The following is a 16,843-nucleotide window of genomic DNA, read 5'->3' as shown; positions in this document are numbered from 1 at the left end:
TAAACTCAGGTAAAGGAAGCGCCTTTCGCTTAAACAAGCATGACGTAATTTGCAGCAACTGCATTTTTAATTAGGGGAAGTGTCCGGTGGAAAAATACAAGATTAGTGACCTAGCGAAGGAGTTCGACATCACGACTCGGAGTATCCGATTTTATGAGGATGTAGGGCTAATTGAACCAGAGCGCAAAGGCAACATTCGTGTCTATCAGCGCCGAGATAAAACGCGTCTCAAACTGATTTTACGTGGTAAGCGTTTAGGCTTTTCCCTTGCAGAAATTCGCGAATTATTTGAGCTTTACGACACACAACAGACAGACAGTCAACTGATTAAAATGCTCACCATCATCGATGAGAAACAAGCGCATCTACAGCAACAACTGGACGATATTGGTGTTGTCATGGCCGAACTCAACGCCGCTAAAGAACGATGTCAACAGGCACTAAACCGATAACAAGACAAAAAAACAGACCCTTAAATTTGCCCAAGCAAGCAGTGTAACTCTCACCTCTTTCGTACTTAAAACAGGGAAACGTTATGAAGACAAGCTACACCCCATTAAGTTTTGGGCTTGGTGAAACCATCGATATGCTCCGCGATCACGTGAATGCCTTTTCGTCCGAGCACATCGCCCCTATCGCTGCCAATATCGACCACTACAATCAATTTCCTAATCACCTTTGGCCTCTATTTGGAGAAATGGGCTTGCTTGGCGTAACGGTAAGTGAAGCGTTCGGCGGCGCAGGAATGGGCTATCTCGCTCATGTTGTGGCAATGGAAGAGATCAGCCGCGCGTCTGCCTCCGTTGGGTTGAGTTACGGCGCTCACTCCAACCTTTGTGTTAACCAAATCTACCGAAACGGAACTCAAACCCAACGCGAGAAGTACCTGCCAAAACTGATTGACGGTACTCATATTGGCGCACTAGCGATGAGTGAGCCGAACTCCGGCTCTGATGTGGTCAGCATGCAATTGCGAGCAAAAGACAAAGGCGATCATTTCCTGCTTAATGGTACTAAAATGTGGATCACTAACGGGCCTGATGCCGATACCTTCGTCGTTTACGCTAAAACGGACCCAAGTGCAAAGTCACGAGGTCTCTCTGCGTTTATTATTGAGCGTAATTTTGCAGGTTTTAGTCATGCACAAAAGCTCGAGAAGCTTGGCATGCGTGGTTCAAACACATGTGAATTAATATTCAAAAACTGCAGAGTACCGAAAGAAAACGTACTTGGAGACGTCAATCAAGGTATCAAAGTTCTCATGAGTGGTCTCGATTACGAACGAGTCGTCCTCGCGGCAGGCCCACTCGGCATTATGCAAGCCTGTATGGATGAGGTTATCCCCTACGTTCACGAACGAAAACAGTTTGGAAAATCCATTGGTGAGTTCCAATTGGTGCAAGGCAAACTCGCAGACATGTACTCACGCATGAATGCCGCGAAAGCGTATGTCTATACCGTTGCAGCGGCGTGCGACCGAGGCGAATGCACTCGAAAGGATGCCGCTGGAGTAATCCTATATAGCGCAGAATTGGCGACGCAAATGGCTTTAGACGCCATTCAATTGCTAGGTGGCAATGGTTACGTCAACGAATACGCGACAGGACGATTACTGCGAGACGCCAAGTTGTACGAAATTGGTGCCGGAACCTCGGAAATACGTCGAATGCTGATTGGTCGTGAACTGTTTGAAGAGTCTCGTTAATCCTCCAACAAGGAAATCTCCATGGCCATCATTAAAAGTAAAACCAAGCCAACGAGTGAGTTGTTTCAGTCTAACAAAATCGTCATGACTGAGTTGGTGAAAAACCTCAATGCAAACATCGAAATCATCAAACAAGGTGGCGGCAACAAAGCGATCGAACGTCAAAGATTAAAAGGAAAATTGCCCGTTCGTGAACGTTTGGCGTGCTTGCTCGACGATGACAGTGAATTTCTAGAAATTGGTCAATTCGCCGCATGGCAAGTGTACGATGAATCGATCCCCTGCGCCGGCGTGGTTGCTGGCATTGGCACCATCGAGGGCATTCAATGTATGGTGATTGCCAACGACCCTTCGGTCAAGGGCGGGACGTATTATCCACTCACGGTGAAAAAACATTTACGTGCTCAAGAAATTGCACAGCGTTGCCAGTTACCTTGCGTGTACTTGGTCGACTCAGGCGGGGCAAATCTCCCATACCAAGCGGAGGTTTTTCCTGATAGAGACCATTTTGGACGCATCTTCTTCAATCAGGCCAGAATGTCCGCCAAAGGCATTCCGCAAGTTGCCGTCGTGATGGGGCTTTGCACCGCAGGCGGAGCCTATGTGCCAGCCATGGCCGACGTATCGATTATGGTGAAACAACAAGGCACCATCTTTTTAGCTGGGCCACCTCTGGTCAAAGCGGCGACTGGAGAGGTGGTAAGCGAAGAAGAGCTTGGCGGTGCTGATGTCCATTGCCGTAAATCGGGTGTGGCCGACTATTACGCCGATAATGACAAGCATGCTTTACAACTTGCTAGAGAAGCGATTTCAAACAGCAACCAACCGAGCCCTGTCGTCTGTAATAAAACCATTTTACCTCCTCGCTACGACGCCAAAGAGATGTACGGGATCGTCAATGCGAACCTTCGTCTCACTTTTGATGTTAGAGAGATCATTGCGCGCATCGTGGATGACTCCGACTTTGACGAGTTCAAAGCGCTATATGGAAAAACATTAGTGTGCGGATTTGCGAGGCTTCATGGCCACCTGATTGGGATTGTGGCGAATAATGGCATCTTATTCTCAGAATCATCACAAAAAGGAACGCACTTTATCGAACTGTGTGCCAAACGTAAAATTCCCCTCCTGTTTCTCCAAAACATTACCGGGTTCATGGTCGGTAAAAAACTCGAGGCGGAGGGTATTGCTAAACACGGTGCAAAGCTGGTAATGGCGGTGGCATGTGCCGAAGTACCTAAATTTACTGTCATCATCGGTGGTTCCTATGGTGCAGGAAATTATGGCATGTGCGGACGAGCCTATGACCCCACCATGATGTGGATGTGGCCAAATGCACGTATCTCGGTGATGGGGGGAGAGCAAGCGGCAGGCGTACTCACCAAAGTTCGAAGAGAAGTAAAAAAGCGCCAAGGTGAAGTTTGGCCTGAACAAGAAGAAAGGACATTTCGAGAATCTATCTTAGACTTGTATGAGTCTCAGGGGCATCCCTACTATGCCAGTGCACGATTATGGGATGACGGCATTATTGACCCTAAGGAGACACGTCATGTACTGGCGCAAGCATTGAAAGCCACGCTCAATGCGCCAATTCCTGACAGTGAATTTGGTATATTCAGAATGTAAATGGGAAGGACACGCTATGCAGGAGCTACAACCTAGCATCACACCAAATGCAAACCGACAAAATGATGTACTTTGGCACGTTGATAAACATGGTGTTGCGACATTGACTCTCAACCGTACCGATAAACACAACGCCTTTGATGCCTGCATGATCGACTTGCTGATCCACCGTCTCGACTACCTTGCTCTGCGTACCGATGTTCGCTGCTTAGTCTTGCGTGGCAGTGGAAAACACTTCTCGTCCGGTGCTGATCTTAATTGGATGAAGTCTATGGCAACCAGTACACGAAAACAAAACCTCGATGATGCGACGAACCTTGCCAGGCTGATGCACACACTCGATTCGTTTCCCCAGCCAACGGTAGCCGTCGTTCAAGGCTCTGCATTCGGGGGGGCATTGGGGTTAATTTGCTGCTGTGATATCGCCATTGCCGCAGACGATACTCAGTTTTGTCTAAGTGAAGTGAAATTGGGTTTGGTCCCCGCAACGATAGCACCATACGTAATGCGTGCGATGGGGAATCGGCAAGCACGTCGCTACATTCTTAGCGCAGAGGTGATCAGTGCCCAAAACGCTGAAAAGTTCGGCATCATACATGAAGTACATAAATTGGATAAGATTGACGATACCATTGACACGCTTATAGACTCACTGCTTCTGAATAGCCCCGACGCCATGCGCAAAGCCAAAGCCCTCTGTCATCAATGCCACCAGAACCCAATCGACGCAGACCTTATCCACTACACCAGCCAATTGATCGCAGATGTTCGCGTTTCTCCCCAAGGGCAAGATGGCTTGCAAGCGTTTCTAGAAAAACAGACTCCAAGCTGGGTAACGAAGCCCTCTAAGGATGCACGATGATACTGCCCCGTAAAGTAAATATCGTAGAAGTTGGTGCCAGAGATGGATTGCAAAATGAAGAGCCAGTTTCAACCCATACCAAAATCCGATTAATCAACCTTCTATCTGATACGGGTTTGACGCACATTGAGGCGGGAGCGTTTGTTTCTCCAAAATGGGTACCTCAAATGGCGGACTCACTTGAAGTAATGAACGCGATTACTCGCCGTGGCAATGTCATATATTCGGCACTCACTCCCAACTTTAAAGGTCTTGAGCAAGCATTAAAAGCGGGTGCAAACCAAGTTGCGATTTTTACCTCTTGCTCGGAAGGGTTTTGCCAACATAATATCAATTGTTCCATTACAGAAAGCCTGAAGCGATTCGAACCTATCATGGAAATGGCGACCAAGCAGAATATCCCTGTGAGGGGATACCTCTCATGTGTTATCGATTGCCCATATGATGGCCCTACCCGCCCAAATCAAGTCGCCAAAGTGGCAAAAGCATTAATCGACTTAGGCTGCTATCAGGTGTCACTGGGGGATACCATCGGAACTGGCACCCCAAAAGGCGTTGCCCATATGTTAGAAACCGCGCAAGCCGTCATTCCAACTCACCAGTTGGCCGTTCATTTCCACGATACGTGGGGACAAGCATTGGCAAATATCTACCAAGCGTTAACCATGGGCATAGATACTATTGATAGCAGTGTTGCTGGGCTTGGTGGCTGCCCATACGCTCATGGTGCTTCTGGGAATGTAGCGACTGAAGATGTACTTTATCTCTGTCAAGGTTTAGGAATAGAAACGGGTGTCGATTTGGAGTTATTGGCGAAGGCCGGATGGATGATCAGTGAAGAGCTTAACCGCCAGCCAACGTCTAAAGTGTCGTTGGCTTTGCGGCGTCGCAGCGATTCCTACACCTCATAATTATCCTTAATACCGATATCAAAGTGTAATGGCATTCGCCACTTCAATATGGACAGGTACCCCATGATCACCCCAGCAATCAACAAGGAGAGCGCGGCAAAAGTGGATAACTCATACCAAATAGAAAATGTTGCGATGGCGAGTAAAACTGGGACGAGCTTTAATCCCGGAACTTTAAAGCAGAACGATTCTTTCAAGGCGATGCCAGAAAACGTCACGAAGATAAAACCTAATGCCAGCCAAACGAGGCTCCGTTCAAAATCACTCGCCAACAAAACAAGCCCAATCCACGAAGACCAACAGATCACGACTCGTACACGTTTACTGTAAATATGAACATTGGCAGCGGACAATGCACCGGCAACACAAATACCAGTGATGGTCCATTGGTAACCTTGTAAAAAAGCACCATAAACAACCATAGAAAGCGCAATCAAGGTCAACGCAAATAAACTAATACCTAGGCGATATAAACATACGCTGAGTTTATCCAGAGAATCGAGCGTTTCTTGATGTTCAATATTTGCCATGCTCTATTGCCTTACTAATCCGCATTGACCTTCTTCGGTTCGCTTTTCTTCGTAAAGCCACTTGCCAAGAACTGCAGAGTACTAATGCATTTCAAAAACCAAAGTGCTTAAATTAAGGATACCCACCTCTCCCACTAATGCCACTTCTATCGGCCAACACTAAAACTGAATTTACCGCCTGTCCGATAAACAATCAGCGAAAATAAGATGAGTGCACAACCGACTAGCTTCTTTGCCGTCAACACCTCACCGTACCAAGAAACACTGAGCATCACCGTCCAAACTGGTTCTAGGATCATAATGAATGCGGCGTTTCCTGCCTGCACAAATTTTTGTCCCATGGTCTGCATCACATCGCGCAAACTGGTGGCTAACAATGTACTAAGCGCAAACCAAACCCAAATCGAGGAATCAACCTCTGTTGGCCGAGACTCCAAACAGAACGAAACGAACAGTCCCAAACGGCGATGGGCAGCGACACCCAAAATATCCTTTGAGGACGCTGACGAAATTACGCCCATGCAACAATCGGAACAAACAACATCGACAAACTCATGATGAACGCCCCTTCACCGAGAGTATCACTGACCGAAATGGCATATATCCAGGTCATCACCGCACTACCAATCAGTAAGCCGACACCACTTGCTGACAGCACGTCTTTCACGTTCGCAGTAAGGAGTGGCCTGATACACAAAGGCAGTAAACAGATTGAAGCGATGGTAAATCGCAATCCAATAAATCCAAAAGGTGGAAGCCCCTGAATCGTTTCTTTGGAAAAATCCAGCCGAGTGCGGCGATCATCGTTGTTGCGACAAGCACAAGTGCCGCTTTGCGTTCAGAGTTGAGCATAATGACTTACGAAAAAAAGCCCTTTCCAAGCGGAAAGGGCTTTGACTTAGTTCCCAAAATTTTTGCCGTTTTACAGCAGTTCTACCGACTGTTGAGCGATAACCCACTCTTCATTGGTAGGAATAACCAGTGCTTTCGCACCAAGTAACTCAGATGTAGCAACAACACCTGCGTTGCCAAAGCGTGCTTCTTCGTTACCTTTCACATCTTCAACAAAACCCAACAATTTTAGGTTTTTCAGAATTTCGCGACGAATTGGCAGAGAGTTCTCGCCGATGCCGCCAGTGAAGATGATGCCATCGAATGAATCAAGGGCAGCAAGGTAAGAAGCAATGTATTTAGATACACGGTATGTAAACACTTGGAATGCTAGCGTCGCGCCTTCGTGCCCCTCTTCCATCGCTTCCAAAATACCGCGAGCATCACTTGTTAGGCCAGAAACACCTAAGAAGCCTGAAGCTTTGTTCAATGAACCAAATACTTTCTCTTGAGACCAACCTTTTTTCAGTAGGAACTCAATAATACCTGGGTCCAGGTCACCACAACGTGTCCCCATCATTAGACCTGACAGTGGGGTAAAGCCCATAGACGTATCTACAGATTCACCTTTATTAATTGCACAAACAGAAGCACCGTTACCTAGGTGTACCGAGATGAAGCTTGATTCTTCAACGGGTTTGTTCAACATCTTCGCAGCTTCACGGCTTACGAAGTAGTGACTAGTACCGTGGAAACCGTATCGACGAATGCCGAAGTCTGTGTATAGCTCTTTCGCAATTGCACCTGTGAATGCGCGCTGAGGCATCGTTTGGTGGAAGGCAGTATCGAATACAGCAAACTGAGGAAGGGTTGGAAACGCTTCGATAGCAGCACGAATACCAATAGCACCTGCAGGGTTATGTAGTGGAGCAAGATCGGCAAGTTTTTCAATTTCTGCTGTAACTTCTTCAGTAATGCGAACTGTCTTTGTGAATTTCTCACCGCCGTGAACGATACGGTGACCCACCGCTACGATGTCTTTAGCTAGGCCAAATTCTTCGGTTAAATCAACCAGCTTACCAATAGCAATTTTATGATGGCTATCGTCGCCTTCGATTGCGATTTCTGTTTTTTCACCGTTGAATTTCCAACTCATACGAGCGTCTGACAGACCAAAGCATTCGCCTAAACCACTTAGCACAGCATCGCCAGAAGTTGAATCGATAACTGCAAATTTTAGTGATGAGCTACCAGAGTTGATCACCAGTACAAACGAATTAGACATGAAATAGTTTTCCTGTTGTGGAGCAGAGGTTGTGATTGCGCTGATGCGCTGTGTGCTTCTTGTTTGCGGCCCTATTATTCAATAATTTTTTAATCTTTCAACTATCTTTTAGCATAGACCTCTGACTTGAGTAAGTTTAGTTGATCTACAACAAGTTTGGATTTTATTTGAAGATGAAAAAAAAGAGTTGTTACAACAAAAGTGGTATTAATAAGTCTTTTCAAAACCAAAAGTATGCGCTAAGTTGTTTATGTCAACTGTATGAATTTTATATAAATAAAACTAATGGAATAGAGACGTGTCTGATTTTGCATTTATATTCGTGTCCATTGGGATGCTTTTACTATGTTGGGGCTGGATAAAAACTAAAAGTATATGCTCGAAAACTGATGTCTCTGGTTGGGGATGGCTGTTGCTGCTCATCACTGGTTTTATCGCCTCTTACGCACTTTACCTACATTCAATCACTAAAAAAGAGTTCGTCTCTTTGTTAGATATGGCCGTTTCTTTAAGTCTCTTCGGCGGCAGTATATTCGTAGTTCTGGTTCTCAAATGGAGCAACGAATCTATCAATGAGTTGCATAAGCTGGCTGACAAAGAAAAGCGTAACGCCACACATGATACCCTAACTGGGCTACCAAATCGGAAATATTGTTTTGATATCATTGACCAAAACATAAACGATACTAAGGCGTTTTCCGTCATTTTGTTTGATGTGGTCAACTTCAAGCAAGTTAACGATGCGATGGGACATAATTGCGGTGATCAACTTTTGGTTCAAATTGGCCAGCGATTGCAATCCGTTCTATCTAAAAAAGACAAAATATTCAGAGTGGGAGGTGACGAATTTGTGATTCTCACTGCCTTAAGTGTGCATCATGAGATTGCGAACTTAATTGAAAAACTCGACGCAACGCTGTCCAAGAAGTTTTCAATCGATGAGTTTGAATTCTCTTCAAGCGCCGTTTTTGGTGTCAGTACTTTTCCTAACGACTCAGAGAAAAGCGACTCTCTGATAAAACGAGCAGACATCGCAATGTATTGTGCAAAAAACGATGGGAAACTGTTCTCTTTTTATCACGAAGACATGAATGTCGGCGCCAAATACCAACTTGAAATATCATCTCGTATTCAATCCGCATTGGATAAAAAAGAGTTCAAATTGTACTACCAGCCTTTAATCGATGCGAACTCAAATCTCGTGGTGGGATTTGAAGCCGTGATTCGGTGGAAAGATACTAGTGGGAATATCATTTTTTCGCCGGACGATTTCATTCCTATTGCTGAGCGCAGTAACCAAGTCAACTACATTACCATGTGGGTCATCGGTCAGGTTGAGAAAGACCTAAATGAACTTTTCAAATATGACATTCAGTTACCTGTGCATATTAACTTATCGGCCAAAGACCTCTCCTCAAACTTGCTGTTCTCCCGTCTAGACAAACTGCTCTCCGACAACCCTGCATTTTCTTCCCTAATCAATTTAGAAATTACAGAAACAATGGCAATTGATCGCCTGTCGGAACTCACTCCGTTGATTGATAAGATCAAATCATTAGGCATCAAAATTAGTCTGGATGATTTTGGAACCGGCTATTCATCGCTCTCGTTACTGAGAGATCTTCCCGTTGATCAAATTAAGATCGATCGCTCGTTTCTAAACTCAGCTAGCCGGACAACTGGCTCACGTTCAATCGTAGAAAATACCATCGCATTAGCTCATGGCCTAGGGTATTCCGTGGTAGCAGAAGGTGTTCAGGATATGGATACATTGCACTTTCTTCGTAGCAAAGGCTGCGACATCATCCAAGGCTACCTATTCAGCCCTGCCCTACCCTTGAATGAAGTGATTACTTGGGTGAATGAACACGATAACAAACAACGTAATATTTTAAGCGCATAGAAAAAGCCGAGCATTTCGCTCGGCTTTTTTATCAGTTCAATTCGCGAAAGCGCGAAATCAATTATGCGTCTTGTGTACGACGAGGACGGCTGTGACCACGTTCGCCACGGTGCGCACCACGGTGATCGCCACCACGGTTACGATCGAAACGACGTTCACCACCTTCGCGGTTACCCTCGCGGTTGCCATCGCGGTTACCATCACGGTTACCACGGTAGCCACCACCTTCACGACGCGCACCACCTTCGCGGTTACCATCACGATTGCCACGGAAGCCACCTTCACGACGACCGCCATCGCGACGACCACCGTCACGGCGACCACCACGAGACTCACGGAAGTCATCGAAATCACATACTACAGCACCAACATCTTGTTGACGGATACGTAGCTTACTTAGCTTAGTTGCCGCATCAGATGTCATTGCTTTTGGTAGCTGAACAAAAGTGTGACCTTGTGCTAGCTTGATTGCACCGATAGAACCTTTACCAAGACCTAGTTCGTTCGCTAGAGCACCAACGATGTCTTTAACTTGAACACCTTGCTCACGGCCAACTTGTAGTTGGTAAGTATCCCAATCTTGAGTATTAAAGCTGCGACCACCTTCACGACCACCTTCACGACCGCCTTCACGACGATCTTTACGACGTTGCTTATCACGCTCAATCGCTTCTACCATTGGGTCTTCACCAATATAGAATAGAGGACGTTTACCTTGCTGACGCTTAAGCAGCATAGCCGCTAGCATTGCTGGGTCAATTTCTAGAGAAGTTTGTAGTTTCTCTACAAGTTCAGCAAACTTATCGAGTGCTTTGTGCTCTTTCTCAGCTTCTAGCTCAGCCGCTAGCTTGCTTAGACGAGCTTCTGCAACTTGGTCACGTAGAGGAAGTTGGATTTCTTCCATAGATGACTTAGTTACACGCTCGATAGTGCGAAGCATACGGATTTGGTTAGTACGAACGAGAAGGATAGCTTTACCTTTACGTCCAGCACGACCTGTACGACCGATACGGTGGATGTAAGACTCAACATCGAATGGGATGTCGTAGTTAAATACGTGTGTAATACGTGGAACGTCAAGACCACGTGCAACAACGTCAGTTGCAACTAGGATGTCGATAACACCTTGTTTGATGTGATCAACAGTACGCTCACGTAGAGACTGAGGAATATCACCGTGCAGAGCCGCAGCTTTAAAGCCACGTGCAGATAGCCAATCAGCTAGGCGCTCGGTATCTTGACGTGTACGTACGAATACGATTGACGCGTCAGTTTCTTCAGTTTCAAGAAGACGAGACATTGCTTCATCTTTCTCTACACCTTTTACTACCCAGAACTGCTGTTGAACTTTGTCTACAGTGTGGTTCTTACCTGCTACGTCAACAGTGATAGGATCACGTAGGAAACGCTCTACAATGTTTTTCAGCATTGGCGGCATTGTTGCAGAGAACAATACACGTTGTGCAGAAGATGGAGCGTGTTCCATGATATTCGTTACGTCGTCAACGAAACCCATGTTTAGCATTTCGTCTGCTTCATCTAGTACGAATGTGTGTACTTCGTCTAGGTGTAGACGTTCACGGTTGATAAGGTCTTGAACACGGCCAGGTGTACCAACAATAACGTGAGCACCGTTTTTCAGTGCACGCATTTGATCTACGATAGAAGCACCACCGTAAATCTCTAGAACTTTAAGACCTTGGATGTTTTTACCAAGGTTTTTCATTTCAGCCGCAACCTGAATCGCTAGCTCACGAGTTGGAGCAAGTACGATAGCTTGTGGTTTACGTTGATTAAGATCTAGCTTGTTTAGCAGAGGCAGAGAGAACGCTGCCGTTTTACCTGTACCCGTTTGTGCCTTGCCCAGCGCGTCAGCACCTTCCAATAGGTGAGGGATTGCCGCAGCCTGAATTGGAGTTGGTGACACGAAACCCATTCCGTCTAGAGCAGAAAGGATAGAATCATTCAGTGACAAATCACTGAACTGAATAACAGAATCTTGCATTGGGATCCTACTTAATTTAACAAAAAAACAGTCCCATATGCTCTTCTAATTCGATACTGATTCTTCCAGATACTAAATCCATTCAGATAGGAATTAGCACAGTACTCAACCGCGATAAGCCATTAGGGACGACTAAGGGAGGCGGATTATTCCCTAAATGCATAAAAAAAGCCAGAAAAAATTGAATTACATCACAATTTATTTCATAAACGGTATAATATGCATAATTTTCCACCTCTCCACCCATTTTAAAGAAAAAAGCACACCGCAACACGTGACTATTTCATATAGAATTCACATCGAAATTGCGTGCTATAAGTAGTAATAATAGCTCGCAATGAGTATCGTGCGTGCAGTTCCATTGGTAAGTTAAGAAAAGATGTTTCAAATGCCCATCGCGTATAACAGAAGATATGTTCACCATGCGGATCATTTTTACACAAGGTTAACGCAACAGACTTTGTTTCACCACTACGACCCGAACGCTGCAAACAATTCTCTGGGTTAGGTGGCGCATTAATCATTGCAACCTTGAGATGCCAGCAATATTCCCCCCATTTCTATGGCGATCGAACAACTCAGTACATTAATGGTATCCATTTTAAACTTGTCTTCAAGTCACGCAGCAACGCCGCTGGCAATTGTGCAGAATGCGCTGCCAATCCAAATAATATCAGCCCCCCCCCTTCCATAGCGACATTAGAGGGCTTGGCTTTGCCGAGAAACTCTTTCATTTTCTTGTGACTTCGAGGCTTATTGGATAGCAGCTCACCATGAATGCTGATATGACAGGCTTGATTGTTAAGTCAATAGCGATAACGTTACTAGTCAACATATTGGAACCCTCAGATTTAGTTTCACTCTGCTAAATTTAATTTGGCAAAGCGAGTGGATTCCATACATCTTTCTAGAAACAACTTGGCTATCTTGCAAGAAAATCTCAGGTATCCCTATTTTTCTTCATACCTAGAGAGTGTCTTTAACATTGGGATCTTCTTCAGGTTTTGCCCTATCTGAAAAGCAGCTCGCTGGATCTTTACCATGCTTTGCGCTATGAATAGTTAACAGTGATTTATCGAAACCAAGAAGGTAAGAGGCGGTCTGATTAACTATGGTGATTTTTATCGAACGTAATCACGAATTGTCACACATCCAGGCTAGAAATGTTGCCGAACAAGTAGCCAATGAACTGGAGCAGGAATTTGGCCTGCTCTGGCACTGGGACGAAGAACACCTGCACTTTCAGCACCATTCTGCCCGTGGGTGGTTGTTACCAACCTCCGGTAAACTGAGCTTAAATATCCGCCTCGGCTTTGCCGCCAGCCTGTTTGCATACTCCATCGAACAACATATTTCCCTGCGCCTAGACGAACTGCTCGGCTAGCCCCCATGAAAAATTGATCCAGCACAAATCCCATCAAGATTTTTTCGATTTTATTGTGCGCTGACTAGCTATTAGAAAGCTGACTCTAACTTCTCTACCTATCATGAAACTGGAATGAGAATTCAGTCTTATTCATTTTAAGGAGGGAAAGATGGGGATCTTCTCACGCAGCGCAGCCGACGATGAAAAAAGCATCGAAAGCATGCGCGAAACTATGATGTATAATATCTGGCTAGCCGGACTCGGCGCCTATGCCAAGAGTGCCGAGGAGGTCAACGAGATCTCAGGCCGCGGCCGCTCGGTATTCGAAGACCTGCTCGAGCGCGGACGCGCCATCGAAAAACAGCAGAAAGAGCGTGCATATACCAGCCACAGCCGAGCCGCCGTGGCAATGGAAGAGCGACTGCATCAAATGGTGCAGAAACTTACCGGTGTCGACAGCGACAAGCTGAACCAAGTTGATGACAAGCTTGACAGACTGACCGAACAAGTCGAACTGTTGCTCAAACAGAGCCAGAATCCGGAAGAAAGCTCGCCTGCTGCGCTTAGCGCTGCAGATACTGCAGTTAAAGCGTCACCTGCCATACCGGCTGTTAAAACCACCAAGGCTAAGCCGCGCACAACCTCAGGTGTAGCAAGGCGAAAAGCTCCGGTTAGCAAGGAAAAAGCCACTCATTCACCGGAACATAAGCCAAAAACGGCAACAACCGAAAAAGCGGAATAACCCGACACACCAGTTCATTGGGAGGACATCATGAGCAAATTGAGCACAGTTGACCAAACCGCCACTCAAATCATTGAAAGCGGTGAGTCTATGACACGCAACATCTGGCTAGCCGGGCTGGGCATGTATAGCCGCAGTGTCGAAGAAGCCCAGTCTATTAACCAGAAAACCAACCGCATGTTTGACGAACTGGTAGAGCGTGGCAAAGAAGTAGAACAGGCTGCGAAAGACAAGATCGATCTAACTCGCGATAAAACCGCCGATCATCTTGAAGACCAGATGAACGACGTAATGTATCGCGTTAGCGGTATCGACCGGAGCAAACTTGATCGGTTAGATGAAAAAATCGAAAAGCTAACCACCATCGTGGAAGCAATGTTGGAACAGCAAGCGAAAAAATAGTCAGCAACTTGCTGGTAAACAGGTGGGGGGGCAGCCCCCACCCTTTTTCATTTGAATAATAATCTGGGGCGGCAGGTGTCTATGAATCAACTCTCTCTTATCGATCTTGCGTTTGTATTGTTTGAATCTGGTGACACACCGATGCATGTCACTGGATTAGTCCATCTGCAGCCACCAACAGATACCGAGAGCGCAGAATTCGCATGTGACTTGTACAGCCAGCTGCTCTCTTATACCGAGGTCAAATCACCGTTCAACTGGCGCTTGAACCTGTCGTTGACCGAATGGCCAAACTGGCAGGAAGTCCCGAACGTGGATATCACCCAACATGTTCATTTATCGATGCTGCCTCAACCAGGTAGCCGTGAACAACTTCTGGATCTGGTGGGAAGGATCCACAGTCATCAACTGGATCGCTTCCGACCATTGTGGGAAATGTGGGTGATTGGTGGCCTAGAGAACAACCAGGTGGTGATCTGCCTCAAGGTGCACCACGCCATTGCCGATGGTATGAAAGTCGGCAAACTTTTTGATTTCTGCACATCACAGGACCCTACTGAGCCGGGTACGCCATTCTGGCAGCAGGATCTGGGAAAATCGCACAAGCGTCAGCAGGAAGAAAGTCAGCAGCTAATCACCCAGTTGTTTGGCTCGGTCGGTGAACTGAGACGTCAACTCAGTGCATCACTGGGCTTGATCAGCCTGAGCACAGGTATGCTATCGAAGCTATTTTGCGGCAAACGACCCAATCTAAAAATCCCCTTTACCGCACCCAAGACCCCATTCAACCAGAAGCATCACAAATCGCGTGCGGTTGGCCTGGGCCGGCTACCTATCAGCCAGTTTCGCCAAATCAGCCGCCTCACCGGCGCATCACTGAACGACGTGATGCTATGCGTGTGTGATATTGCGTTGAACCGCCACCTGCAGGATCACCGTTTGTGTCTTGAGAAGCCCCTCGTTGCGCTGATGCCGATTGACCTGCGGGAAGAGGGTGCGATCAAAAAAGGTGGCAACAAGTTCGCGGTTGGCTTGGTTGAACTGGGTCATGCCCTAGATACGCCGACTAGGCGCTTGGCAGCGATCCAACAGTCGACCCACAATGTGAAGCACCAGGCGCAGGAGGTGTCACCCGGGGGGTATACCAATTATTCGATTCTGGTCAACGGGCTGGCATTGTTAGGCGGCAAACTGAATATCAACCACGTGGTACCGCCAGCCACTAACCTGATCATCTCCAATGTGCCAGGACCAGTGCAGCGGCGCTATTTCTTCGGCGCCGAAGTGCAGGAATGCTATCCGCTGTCTCTGCTGATCCCAGGCCAGACTATTAACATCACCATGTTCGGTTACGATGACCACCTGCATTTCGGACTGGTCAGTTGCCCGTCTAACTTGCCCCATGTCGAGAAAATTCCCGACTACCTGGAAGAGGCACTGGCGTCCCTCGAGCAGGACGTGATGGATACCGCGATGTCTGCGGTGAATGGCGGACTGTTCAACCCCTTGGCCGACGATCATTCACAAAACCTAGCATACGAGGTCGAGATGCTGCTTGCCGAACTGAAACAGTTCAAGGTATCCCCTCTTCCTCGGCAACACCGCAGGGTAAGCAGAAAAACCGAGCCAGCGAAGGAGTAAGACTAAAGGTCAGATCTGTTCATCTATACTATTGAGAAGATTGAAAGACTGCACGGGTTCCCCTACTCAGTTCATGGAGGTAAACATGGCACATTGGACAAGTCGGGCATTTAACAAAGTGCTTGAGCGCGTTATGCGCCAACGCATAGCTCGCTGCAACGATGTACATGAGATGCGAGAACTAATCACCAACATCGACCAGTATGGCGCGCTCATCAACGCCCCCAAACAAATCAAGCGTTCCCCGTGCCGTTGGGCTGATATTCCCTGTGAATGGGTTGACATGCCAGCATCCGACGGCAACATGTTGCTGCTCTATTTCCATGGCGGCGGCTTCTGTTTTGTCAGTCCGAATACCCACAGCAGCTTCATCGGTCGGGTGTGCCAGAAGATCTCTGCCCGCGGCCTGATGGTTGATTACCGTCTGGCGCCGGAGCATACGTATCCCGCTGCCCACGATGACTGCTACATGGTCTACCGCGCGCTGCTGAAAGAGGGCTACGACAGCCGCCAGATCGTCCTGATGGGCGATTCCGCTGGCGGCAACCTAGTACTCGGCACCTTGCTGCGGGTCCAGCAGGATAAGCTGCCACTACCCGCCGCTGCTGTGCTACTCTCGCCAGTGTCAGATATGGAGATGACAGGAAACAGCGCCTATGAAAAACGTAATGACGACCCGTTTTTCGATCTGCCCTCTCTACTGCTGATGCGCAATACCTATCTCAACGGTGCTCCGCCCCGGGATCCCTTGGTTTCTCCCATTTACGCCGACTACATGAAACTCCCTCCCACGCTGATCGTGGTGGGCTCTGAGGAGGTCCTGCTGGATGACTCAACTCGTCTGGCTGACAAACTGACTCAGGCCAAACACCCGGTCGAGCTAATCGTGGGGAACGGTATGCCCCATGTTTATCCGTTATTTAGTCAGATCCGGGAAGCGGGAGAAGCGATTAACAGCATTGCCCAGTTTCTATGGCAACACGACGTGATAAAAGGCGAATATCCCGCTTCCAAAAAAGCACTCTAGTATCGGA

The 16,843-nt window shown here is 47.1% G+C and carries 14 protein-coding genes and 2 pseudogenes; 11 read left to right on the top strand and 5 right to left on the bottom strand.

Annotated elements, in window-relative coordinates; genetic code table 11:
* The first annotated feature begins 86 nt into the window (after positions 1–86).
* The 5 genes from AK965_RS17295 (at position 87) to AK965_RS17275 (ending at position 5,104) form a co-directional block, all read left to right on the top strand.
* Positions 87–452, top strand: a complete 366-nt coding sequence (locus AK965_RS17295) for a MerR family DNA-binding transcriptional regulator (RefSeq protein WP_099080773.1) — start codon at positions 87–89, stop codon at positions 450–452.
* 83 nt (positions 453–535) lie between these two features.
* Entirely contained in the window at positions 536–1,705 is a 1,170-nt protein-coding gene (locus tag AK965_RS17290; protein WP_099080772.1) for an isovaleryl-CoA dehydrogenase, read from the top strand.
* 21 nt (positions 1,706–1,726) lie between these two features.
* The gene (locus AK965_RS17285; RefSeq protein WP_099080771.1) at positions 1,727–3,331 is read left to right on the top strand and encodes a carboxyl transferase domain-containing protein; all 1,605 of its coding nucleotides are present in this window, start codon (positions 1,727–1,729) and stop codon (positions 3,329–3,331) included.
* Between the two features lie 16 nt (positions 3,332–3,347).
* Complete coding sequence (locus AK965_RS17280; RefSeq protein ID WP_099080770.1) at positions 3,348–4,193, top strand: enoyl-CoA hydratase-related protein; 846 nt, start codon at positions 3,348–3,350, stop codon at positions 4,191–4,193.
* The gene (locus AK965_RS17275; RefSeq protein ID WP_099080769.1) at positions 4,190–5,104 is read left to right on the top strand and encodes a hydroxymethylglutaryl-CoA lyase; all 915 of its coding nucleotides are present in this window, start codon (positions 4,190–4,192) and stop codon (positions 5,102–5,104) included. The genes AK965_RS17280 and AK965_RS17275 overlap by 4 nt, the downstream gene beginning before the upstream one ends.
* Here the strand turns inward: AK965_RS17275 and AK965_RS17270 are convergent.
* The 3 genes and pseudogenes from AK965_RS17270 to AK965_RS17260 form a co-directional block, all read right to left on the bottom strand.
* A complete protein-coding gene (locus AK965_RS17270) occupies positions 5,092–5,634 on the bottom strand; it encodes a DUF2301 domain-containing membrane protein (RefSeq protein ID WP_099080768.1) in 543 nt (180 codons plus the stop codon). The genes AK965_RS17275 and AK965_RS17270 overlap by 13 nt on opposite strands.
* A 146-nt stretch (positions 5,635–5,780) precedes the next feature.
* A pseudogene (locus tag AK965_RS17265) lies at positions 5,781–6,486 on the bottom strand (DMT family transporter).
* A 70-nt stretch (positions 6,487–6,556) separates the two neighbouring features.
* A complete protein-coding gene (locus AK965_RS17260; RefSeq protein ID WP_099080767.1) occupies positions 6,557–7,750 on the bottom strand; it encodes an acetate/propionate family kinase in 1,194 nt (397 codons plus the stop codon).
* A 334-nt stretch (positions 7,751–8,084) separates the two neighbouring features.
* Between AK965_RS17260 and AK965_RS17255 the strand changes: the two genes are divergently transcribed.
* Positions 8,085–9,653: a bifunctional diguanylate cyclase/phosphodiesterase gene (locus tag AK965_RS17255; RefSeq protein WP_099080796.1), complete on the top strand. Its 1,569-nt coding sequence runs from the start codon at positions 8,085–8,087 to the stop codon at positions 9,651–9,653.
* Positions 9,654–9,714: 61 nt separating this feature from the next.
* On the opposite strand, the gene AK965_RS17250 is transcribed toward AK965_RS17255, so the two are convergent.
* Entirely contained in the window at positions 9,715–11,658 is a 1,944-nt protein-coding gene (locus AK965_RS17250) for a DEAD/DEAH box helicase (RefSeq protein WP_099080766.1), read from the bottom strand.
* Between the two features lie 683 nt (positions 11,659–12,341).
* Positions 12,342–12,493: pseudogene (locus AK965_RS20960) on the bottom strand (IS110 family transposase); the annotation flags it as partial.
* A 276-nt stretch (positions 12,494–12,769) separates the two neighbouring features.
* Here AK965_RS20960 and AK965_RS17235 point away from each other — a divergent pair.
* From AK965_RS17235 to AK965_RS17215, 5 genes are all read left to right on the top strand, one after another.
* Positions 12,770–13,042 (top strand): polyhydroxyalkanoic acid system family protein, encoded by a 273-nt coding sequence (locus AK965_RS17235; RefSeq protein ID WP_099080765.1) that lies wholly within the window; start codon positions 12,770–12,772, stop codon positions 13,040–13,042.
* A gap of 151 nt (positions 13,043–13,193) precedes the next feature.
* Positions 13,194–13,766 carry a phasin family protein gene (locus AK965_RS17230; protein WP_099080764.1) on the top strand — a complete coding sequence of 191 codons (573 nt, stop codon included), beginning with the start codon at positions 13,194–13,196 and terminating at the stop codon, positions 13,764–13,766.
* 30 nt (positions 13,767–13,796) lie between these two features.
* A complete protein-coding gene (locus AK965_RS17225) occupies positions 13,797–14,168 on the top strand; it encodes a phasin family protein (protein WP_253252712.1) in 372 nt (123 codons plus the stop codon).
* An 81-nt stretch (positions 14,169–14,249) separates the two neighbouring features.
* Entirely contained in the window at positions 14,250–15,809 is a 1,560-nt protein-coding gene (locus tag AK965_RS17220) for a wax ester/triacylglycerol synthase family O-acyltransferase (protein ID WP_099080762.1), read from the top strand.
* A gap of 85 nt (positions 15,810–15,894) precedes the next feature.
* A complete protein-coding gene (locus tag AK965_RS17215) occupies positions 15,895–16,836 on the top strand; it encodes an alpha/beta hydrolase (RefSeq protein WP_099080761.1) in 942 nt (313 codons plus the stop codon).
* The last annotated feature ends 7 nt before the right edge of the window (positions 16,837–16,843 follow it).

Origin of the sequence: Vibrio sp. PID17_43, from assembly GCF_002608565.1 — a bacterium.
In the GTDB taxonomy this organism is placed as follows: domain Bacteria; phylum Pseudomonadota; class Gammaproteobacteria; order Enterobacterales; family Vibrionaceae; genus Vibrio.
The sequence above is the reverse complement of the archived record's forward strand: the minus strand, read 5'-3'. Positions and strand labels throughout refer to the sequence as shown.

What these genes read in the sequence shown, in the direction of transcription:
- AK965_RS17220 (WP_099080762.1), top strand. Translation starts at nt 14,250, where the DNA reads ATGAATCAACTCTCTCTTATCGATCTTGCGTTTGTATTGTTTGAATCT.
- AK965_RS17250 (WP_099080766.1), bottom strand. Translation starts at nt 11,658, where the DNA reads ATGCAAGATTCTGTTATTCAGTTCAGTGATTTGTCACTGAATGATTCT.
- AK965_RS17275 (WP_099080769.1), top strand. Translation starts at nt 4,190, where the DNA reads ATGATACTGCCCCGTAAAGTAAATATCGTAGAAGTTGGTGCCAGAGAT.
- AK965_RS17235 (WP_099080765.1), top strand. Translation starts at nt 12,770, where the DNA reads ATGGTGATTTTTATCGAACGTAATCACGAATTGTCACACATCCAGGCT.
- AK965_RS17255 (WP_099080796.1), top strand. Translation starts at nt 8,085, where the DNA reads ATGCTTTTACTATGTTGGGGCTGGATAAAAACTAAAAGTATATGCTCG.
- AK965_RS17270 (WP_099080768.1), bottom strand. Translation starts at nt 5,634, where the DNA reads ATGGCAAATATTGAACATCAAGAAACGCTCGATTCTCTGGATAAACTC.
- AK965_RS17215 (WP_099080761.1), top strand. Translation starts at nt 15,895, where the DNA reads ATGGCACATTGGACAAGTCGGGCATTTAACAAAGTGCTTGAGCGCGTT.
- AK965_RS17230 (WP_099080764.1), top strand. Translation starts at nt 13,194, where the DNA reads ATGGGGATCTTCTCACGCAGCGCAGCCGACGATGAAAAAAGCATCGAA.
- AK965_RS17290 (WP_099080772.1), top strand. Translation starts at nt 536, where the DNA reads ATGAAGACAAGCTACACCCCATTAAGTTTTGGGCTTGGTGAAACCATC.
- AK965_RS17260 (WP_099080767.1), bottom strand. Translation starts at nt 7,750, where the DNA reads ATGTCTAATTCGTTTGTACTGGTGATCAACTCTGGTAGCTCATCACTA.
- AK965_RS17285 (WP_099080771.1), top strand. Translation starts at nt 1,727, where the DNA reads ATGGCCATCATTAAAAGTAAAACCAAGCCAACGAGTGAGTTGTTTCAG.
- AK965_RS17225 (WP_253252712.1), top strand. Translation starts at nt 13,797, where the DNA reads ATGAGCAAATTGAGCACAGTTGACCAAACCGCCACTCAAATCATTGAA.
- AK965_RS17280 (WP_099080770.1), top strand. Translation starts at nt 3,348, where the DNA reads ATGCAGGAGCTACAACCTAGCATCACACCAAATGCAAACCGACAAAAT.